Annotated in this window: 4 protein-coding genes; all 4 read right to left on the reverse strand. The window is 52.6% G+C overall.

The window, feature by feature from the left end; translation table 11 throughout:
* Positions 1–7 precede the first annotated feature (7 nt).
* The 4 genes from gyrA to gyrB all read right to left on the reverse strand — a co-directional run bounded on the left by gyrA (position 8) and on the right by gyrB (position 7,407).
* Positions 8–2,554 (reverse strand): DNA topoisomerase (ATP-hydrolyzing) subunit A, encoded by a 2,547-nt coding sequence (gene gyrA, locus TREPR_RS17675; protein WP_015709712.1) that lies wholly within the window; start codon positions 2,552–2,554, stop codon positions 8–10.
* Positions 2,555–2,723: 169 nt separating this feature from the next.
* A complete protein-coding gene (locus TREPR_RS17680) occupies positions 2,724–3,761 on the reverse strand; it encodes a GGDEF domain-containing protein (RefSeq protein ID WP_015709713.1) in 1,038 nt (345 codons plus the stop codon).
* Positions 3,762–3,792: 31 nt separating this feature from the next.
* Complete coding sequence (locus tag TREPR_RS17685) at positions 3,793–5,463, reverse strand: ATP-binding protein (protein ID WP_015709714.1); 1,671 nt, start codon at positions 5,461–5,463, stop codon at positions 3,793–3,795.
* A gap of 36 nt (positions 5,464–5,499) precedes the next feature.
* Complete coding sequence (gyrB, locus tag TREPR_RS17690) at positions 5,500–7,407, reverse strand: DNA topoisomerase (ATP-hydrolyzing) subunit B (protein ID WP_015709715.1); 1,908 nt, start codon at positions 7,405–7,407, stop codon at positions 5,500–5,502.
* Positions 7,408–7,447 lie beyond the last annotated feature (40 nt).

Raw genomic sequence — 7,447 nt, forward strand, 5'->3', positions numbered from 1 at the left:
ACAGACATTAACTTTCCTCCCCGCCCTCTCCGACGCTGGAATCTTCAGATGAGACTTCGTCGTTTTCCGCCGAAGGTTCAACAGGAACCCCGTCGTCATCGTCCCCATCCTCTTTAACAATCCTGTCTACTCCAATGACAAAGTCGGGCTTGTCGATGCTGAGGATACGCACGCCCTGGGCGGAGCGGCCCATAACCCTGATGGAGTCTACCTTCAATTTAATGGACTTACCCTGGCTGGTAATACACATGATTTCTTCGTTATCCAGGACATTGACACAGCCTACCAGTTCCCCGGTTTTGTCGCCTACGGTGTATATCTTTTGGCCTCCAGTGCCCCGGCCGTGGGAGGAGAACTCGCTAAAGTCTACCCGCTTGCCGTAACCGTATTCGGAGAGGATCAGCATCTTTTCGGCTTCCACTACCCGGAGCAGACCGGTCAGTTCGTCGTCGTTGTCCAGCTTCATCCCCGTGACGCCCCGGGAGGAGCGGCCCATGGCCCGGACATGATCCTCGTGGGTGCGCAGGGCTTGGCCTTTCCGGGAAATGAGGACCACTTCGTCGGAGCCCCCGGTCAGGAGGGCGCTCACCAGTTTGTCCCCTTCGTCCAGTTTAATAGCGATGATGCCCCTGGTTTTGGCATTAGAGAATTCGCTGGCGGCGACTTTCTTGACCACCCCACGGGCGGTGCCCATGAAGAGGAACTGCTCATCGGTAAAGTCTTTGAGGGCGACAATAGCGGTGATATCCTCGTTGGGGGAGATGGTCAGAAGGCTCTTGATATGGGCGCCTTTGGAAGTGCGGGAGCCTTCGGGCAGCTCGTGGACCTTCATCCAGTAGGACTTGCCCGCATTGGTGATGAACATGATGTACTCGTGGGTGGAGGCTACGAAGATTTGCTCCACAAAGTCATCTTCCGCGAGCTTGGCGCTGATCATGCCCTTTCCACCCCGTCCCTGGTTCTTATATGCCGTAACGGGAACCCGCTTAACGTACCCCAGGTTGGAAATGAGGATCATCATCTCCTCTTTTTTGATCAGGTCCTCGATGTTGATGTTCTCCACCTCTCCGGCGACTATCTCGGTACGCCGCTTATCCCCATAACGTTCGGAAATACTCCGGGTCTCGTCCTTGATAACTCCCAGGAGTTTTTGCTTGTCCTCCAGAAGGGATTTAAGGTAGGCAATCTGTACTTTAAGCTCATCCAGTTCAGCCTGGAGTTTTTCAACCTCCAGGCTGGTAAGCCGCCCCAGGCGCATATCCACGATGGCCTGGGACTGGGCTTCGGAAAGGAGAAAACGCTCCTGCAATTTTTGTTTGGCAATAGCGACGTCCCGGGAAGCCTTGATGATGGCTACCACCTCGTCGATGTTTGCCAGGGCGATCATGAGCCCTTCCAGGATATGGGCCCGCTCTTCGGCCTTGCGCAGCTCGTACTGGGTCCTGCGGGTAACCACGTCCACCCGGTGTTCTACAAAGTAGCGGATAAGTTCCTGGAGGTTGAGGGTCTGGGGCCGGCCTTTGACCAGGGCCAGGTTAATGACCCCGAAGGTGGTCTGAAGCTGGGTATTGGAGAAGAGCTGGTTCAATACCACCTTGAGGATGGCGCCCTTCTTGAGTTCAATGACTATCCGGATGCCGTCCCGGTCAGACTCATCGTTGGAATTGGCGATGCCGTCTATTTCCTTTTCCCGGGTCAGGGCGCCGATCCGTTCCAGCAGAACCGCCTTATTCACCGCATAGGGTATCTCGGTAAAAACGATCAGTTCTTTGCCCGACTTAGTGGTCTCCACGTTGAACTTGCCCCGGACCAGGAGCTTGCCCCGCCCGGTCTTGTAGGCGTCTCTGATGCCGTGGCGGCCGAAGATAATGCCCCCGGTGGGAAAGTCCGGCCCCTGGATAAAGGTCATCAGTTCTTCGATACTTATTTCCGGGTTATCAATATAGGCGCAGACCGCATTGCAGACCTCCACCAGATTATGGGAGGGCATGTTGGTGGCCATACCTACGGCGATGCCGCTGGACCCGTTGATGAGCAGGTTCGGGACCGCCGCAGGGAGCACCGTAGGCTCGGTGAGGGATTCGTCGTAGTTGGGGACAAAGTCCACGGTTTCCTTGCCCAGATCCTGGAGCATCTCGTCCCCGATCCGGGAAAGCCGTGCCTCGGTATAGCGCATGGCCGCAGCGGGGTCCCCGTCCAGGGAGCCGAAATTGCCCTGGCCCTGAATCAGAGGATAGCGGAGGGAAAAGTCCTGGGCCATACGGACCAGGGCGTCGTAGAGGGAGGCGTCCCCGTGGGGGTGGTACTTTCCCATGGCGTCCCCGGTAATACGGGCGCATTTCATGGTGGCCCCGTTGGGCCTGACCCCTAGGCCGTCCATGGAATAGAGCAGCCGCCGGTGCACCGGCTTGAGCCCGTCCCGCACATCCGGCAGGGCCCGGGCCACAATTACGGACATGGCGTAATTAAGGTAGGCAGTCTTTACTTCGTCTTCTATCGCTATAGGGATGATCTTCCCAGTGGGCGCTGCGCTGGGGTTTCCTGTATCAGCCATTTATGTTCCTTCATAACAAGTAATTATTGAGCCCTTTCAAATATAAGCTTTTGAAAGCACCCTTTAAGTACCTCTATCATATATTTTTTTTTGAAAAAGGTCACTATGAAAAAGAAGATGCGTGAAAAAGAAGCCTAGAAGGCCCTGGAAAAATATACTTAAAATCCCTTTAGTCCAGCATAGCTTCCCGCATCTGGCGTTTCCGCTCGTACATGGCCCGGTCTGAGTCAAGGATTATCATTTCCATATCCGTAAGTTGCAGATTGTCTACCCGGAAACCGGCGGCAAAACTGATGCGCTCCAGCTTGCTTTCCTGCTTTTGATTGTATTCGGCGACAATGGCGTCCAACCGCGCAAGATGTTCCAGCGCCTGGGTATTATCGGTATTATCAAAAACGGCCAAAAATTCATCACCGCCGTAACGGCCCGCGAAACCTTTCCTTTCCGCCGCCCAAGTTTTTAATGATTCTCCAAACCCTCTAATGATCCGGTCTCCTGCCTGGTGCCCCAGCTTATCGTTAACCACCTTAAGATTGTTCATATCGAACATAAATACCGTAAGGTTTTCCACCGGTTTGTTCCGGTCATGTTCCAGGCATACCTGTTCACAGCGGGTCCGGTTAGGAAGCCCGGTGAGCGCATCAATATAGGCAATACGTCTGACCGCAGACATACGGACAACATATACGAGCCCTACTCCCAGAATAATTATAAAGAATACGGTAAACCCTATAAGGATATTCCGGGATCTGTTTACCTGGGTCTCGGAATAGCTTTCGGCTTTAAAAACCGTATCGTTGGCAAGATCAAAATAAAGCTGGCTCTGGTCGTACAATTCCTGATCATCCCCGCCGTTGCGGACTATCTGAATCTGCTCCTTTAAAAGGATCCAGCTTTTCCGTACCTCCGCCATGTTGTTTTGAAAGTCCGTGCCGGGTATACGGACCAGGTTGTTTACCGGCCCGCCGGTGATCAGCTCGTCCACAATGGTATCCAGCCGCTTCTGCAATTTATCATCACTCTCGCGCCTCAGTTCTTCCTTAACCAGCCGCTGGGTGGCGCCCCGGACTATGCCGACATAATTCACTACCCGGGCGTTTCCCGCCTGCTGTTGGATAGATCGCAGGGACATAAGACTTACCGCGGAAAACATAAGCACCGCGAACAGGATAAACCAAAATTCTATTTTTACCGCCCTCTTTTTCACCTCATCCTCCCTTAAAAATAGTAATTGTGGATCACTTTGTTTTTACCAAGAAGTCATAAAGCAGTTTTTTAATGGCGTCAAGATCAATAGGTTTCGCCGTATGCCCGTTCATCCCGGCGGCAAGGGCCTTGTCTATATCCTCCCGATAGGCGTTTGCCGATAGGGCTATAATGGGAATACTCGCCGCATCACTCCTGTCCATGGTACGAATTATCTGAGTTGCCTCATATCCATCCATAATAGGCATGTGGATGTCCATAAAGATAAGGTCAAAATACCCGCTCTGGGCGGCGGAAAAAGCATCTACCGCTATTTTCCCGTTTTCCGCTTCAGTAAATTCCACATGGGTATCAGAAAGGAGTTCCATCAGGACGATGCGGTTTATTTCCACATCCTCCGCAAGGAGTATATGTTTTCCCGTCAAATCCAATTCTGAAGGTTTCGTATCCGGTTCAGGATCCGCCTGCCTCGCTTCCGCCTTTTCCAGGGTAAGGGAAAAGCGAAAGGTAGTTCCCTCGTTCAACTTGCTTTCCACAGAGATTTGCCCGCCCATCAGGTTTACCAGGTTCTGGCTGATAGCAAGACCCAGGCCGGTTCCGCCGAAACGCCCGGCAATACTGCTGTCCGCCTGCTGAAAAGCGTTAAAGAGCTTATGTTGCTGTTCCGGGGTCATCCCGATACCATCATCAGACACGGAAAATTCCAGGGTGATGGACGAGTCGGTTTCCAGCGTCCGGGTAATAAACAGGCTAATCCGGCCTTCCTTGGGGGTAAATTTTACGGCATTGCCCAGCAGGTTGATGAGGATCTGCTTAATCCGCAGTTTATCTCCCCATACATTAAGGGCCTCAAAATCTTCAGTATTAATTTTAAAATGTATCTGTTTTTCTTTGCAACGCGAGTCGTTTATAATGTAGATTTCTTCCAGGGCTTCCTTGATGTTAAAGGGCTCGGAAGCAACTTCAAATTTGCCGCTTTCGATCTTGGAAATATCCAGGATATTATTAATCAGATCCAAAAGGTGGGCGGAAGCGGCGCTGACCTGATCGATGGAAGCCGCAGCCTTTACCGGGTTTTCTATGGATTTCCGTGCTATTTTAGTCATACCGATGATGGCATTCAGAGGAGTGCGGATTTCATGGCTCATCCGGGAAAGGAACTCGCTTTTTGCCTTAGACGCTTCCTGGGCATCCAGCTCGGCGGCCCGGCGGGCGGTAATATCCCGGGCGATACTCAGCACCGCCCCGGTTTCTCCCCGGTATATTACCGGGGTCTTGATGGTCTCGAACAGGCGCCGTGTTTTGTAATAGGGGGAATACAGTTCCTCCTCAATGCTGATGGTTTCTTTAGAAGCAACTACCTCATTTTCTTTTTCCCGGTACTTTAAAAAATTATCCAAATCTTTGACAAACAGTTCGGTATCCAGCGCCCCTTCCACTTCATCATGGGCCAGATTCAGAAACTGTTCAAAACTTTTATTTGAAAGGATGATCCGCCCCTCAGGGTTCTTAATACAAATCAAATCGGGAATCACCGAGAAGACCGCATCGGAGGCCAGGACCTTCTGCTCCAACTCCCGGATCCTGTCTTTAAACAGTTTATCCAGATTTCTGCTCAGACGTATTTTCTTCTGTAACAGAAGAAGCAGAATTATTACTGCTATGAAGAGGAAAATACAAAGAACCAACAGCAAGATCAGCAAAGCTCAAGCCTCCAAAACAAACTGCTTCGCATTTTGTCATACATCCAGGTTACTAACGAGCAGGGCGTTTTCCTCAATAAATTCCCGTCGGGGGGCCACCATTTCACCCATAAGAGTGGAGAAGATACGCTCGGCCTCCACCACATCGTCCAGGTGAATCTGGGTGATGTTCCGCTGGGCGGGGTCCATGGTGGTATCTGCCAATTCCTCGGCGTTCATTTCCCCAAGTCCCTTGTAGCGGGAGACCTTGACCTTTTCCGGGTCCTTGCCGGATTCCGCCATAATCCGGTCCTTCTCGGTGTCATCATAGGCGTAGAAACTCTTTTTTTCGTATTTGATCTTGTAGAGGGGCGGCATGGCCAGGTATACGTGGCCGCGCTCAATAAGCTCGGTCATGTACCGGTAGAAAAAGGTAAGGAGCAGGGTCCGGATGTGGGAGCCGTCAACGTCCGCATCGGCCATGATAATGATCTTGTGATAGCGGATCTTGGCGATGTTGAATTCGTTCCCGCAGCCCGCGCCAATACTGGCAATGATAGGCTGGAGTTTCTCGTTGGTCACCACTTTTTCTATCCGGGTTTTTTCCACGTTGAGCATCTTTCCGAAAAGGGAAAGTATGGCCTGGTACTGGCGGTTCCGGCCTGCCTTGGCAGAGCCGCCAGCAGAGTCCCCTTCCACGATGAAGAGTTCGCAGAGGGCGGGGTCTTTTTCCGAGCAGTCCGCCAGTTTTCCCGGGAGGCCGGCGCTGTCCATGGCGTTTTTCCGGCGGGTGGCGTCCCTGGCCTGCCGGGCGGCAATACGAGCCCTGGCGGCGAGGATCGACTTTTCCAGGATATTGGCTATCACATCCGGGTGCTGGTCAAAGTAGAGTTCCAGCTGCTCGTTCACTAGGGATTCCACAATGCCCTTAACTTCCGAGTTGCCCAGCTTGCCCTTGGTCTGGCCTTCAAACTGGGGGTTCGGGACCTTGGTCGAAAGGACCGCAGTCAGACCCTCCCGGACATCATCCCCGGAAAGGGTTTCCTCCATCTTTTTGGCGTGCTTGGACTTTTTGAGGTATTCGTTCAGGGTCCGGGTCAGGGCGGACTTAAAGCCTACTAAGTGGGTACCCCCCTCCCTGGTGTTGATGTCGTTCACAAAGGAATACATTATCTCGTTAAAGCCGTCGTTGTACTGGATGGCGCATTCCACTTCCACCCCATCCCGGGAACCTTCGATAAAAAGGGGTTCCTTGTAGAGGACGTTTTTACTCAGGTTGAGGTACTCCACAAAGCTTTTGACCCCGCCCTCAAACTTGAACTCGTGAACCTTGGGGATAGAGAGCCGCTCGTCCCGGATGGTGATTTTAAGCCCCTTGTTGAGGAAGGCCAATTCCCGCAGCCGGTTAGAGAGGGCGTCGAAGTTGTAGGTGGTGGTCTCAAAAATAGAGGCATCCGCCTTAAACCGGATCACCGTGCCCCGGCGATCCGTGGTCCCTGCCTCGTGGGCGGGGCTGTCGGGGATGCCGATCTGGTAGCGCTGGGTGTGGATCTTGCCGTCCATGTGGACCATAGCTTCGCACCACTCGGACAGGGCGTTTACCACCGAGACGCCGACCCCGTGGAGGCCGCCGGAGACTTTGTAGGAATTTTTGTCGAATTTGCCACCTGCATGGAGCCGGGTCATGACCAATTCCAGGGCGCTGACCCCTTCGGTTGGGTGGATATCCACCGGGATACCCCGGCCGTTATCCTCTACCCGGACCACATCATTGCCCTCAAGGACCACCAGGATGTCGTCACAATGGCCTTGCATAGCCTCGTCTATCGAATTATCAACTACTTCAAAAACTAAATGGTGAAGACCGTCGATGCCGGTGGTCCCGATATACATTCCGGGACGCTTCCGCACCGCCTCAAGGCCCTTCAATACCTGAATATTTTGGGCTGAATATGTTGAACTCATAGCTTAGTATATTTCATATTGAATAAAAAAGTAAAGGTAA

The organism is Treponema primitia ZAS-2 (genome assembly GCF_000214375.1).
GTDB lineage: Bacteria > Spirochaetota > Spirochaetia > Treponematales > Breznakiellaceae > Termitinema > Termitinema primitia.